At 52.7% G+C, this 565-nt stretch carries 1 protein-coding gene; it reads left to right on the forward strand.

Annotated features, from left to right (window positions below):
* Positions 1–370: 370 nt before the first annotated feature.
* On the forward strand, positions 371–565 hold a 195-nt coding region (locus IG80_RS17170; protein ID WP_232224425.1), incomplete at its 3' end, for a hypothetical protein.

Genomic DNA, 565 nt, shown 5'->3' on the forward strand with positions numbered 1-565 from the left:
CTTACGACTTTGCATAGTCCTGTGTTTTTGTTAAACAGTCGCTACCCCCAATTCTGTGCCACCCCTCCATGGTTGCCCATAAAGGGGTCTCCCTTCTTCCGAAGTTACAGGAGAAATTTGCCGAGTTCCTTCAACATCATTCGCTCAATCGCCTTGGTATACTCTACCAGTCCACCCGTGTCGGTTTGGGGTACGGTCTTATACGCTGGAGCTATTTCCTGGAACCTCTTCGCTGCCTGATCAATCCAATAAGATCAGACAACACACGAGATCCGTCACTTCCAGCAGGCTCAGGAATATTAACCTGATTCCCATCGACTACGCCTTTCGGCCTCGCCTTAGGGGCCGGCTCACCCTGCGCGGATTAACCTTGCGCAGGAACCCTTGGACTTTCGGCGGGATTGTCTCTCACAATCCTTTAACGCTACTTATGTCAACATTCGCACTTCCGATACCTCCAGCGGCTCTCACGAGTCCACCTTCACAGGCTTACGGAACGCTCCGCTACCGCGTCAACGCTTACGCATTGACACCCGCAGCTTCGGTGCATGGCTTTAGCCCCGAT

This window comes from Candidatus Paracaedibacter symbiosus (genome assembly GCF_000757605.1).
GTDB classification, from domain to species: domain Bacteria; phylum Pseudomonadota; class Alphaproteobacteria; order Paracaedibacterales; family Paracaedibacteraceae; genus Paracaedibacter_A; species Paracaedibacter_A symbiosus.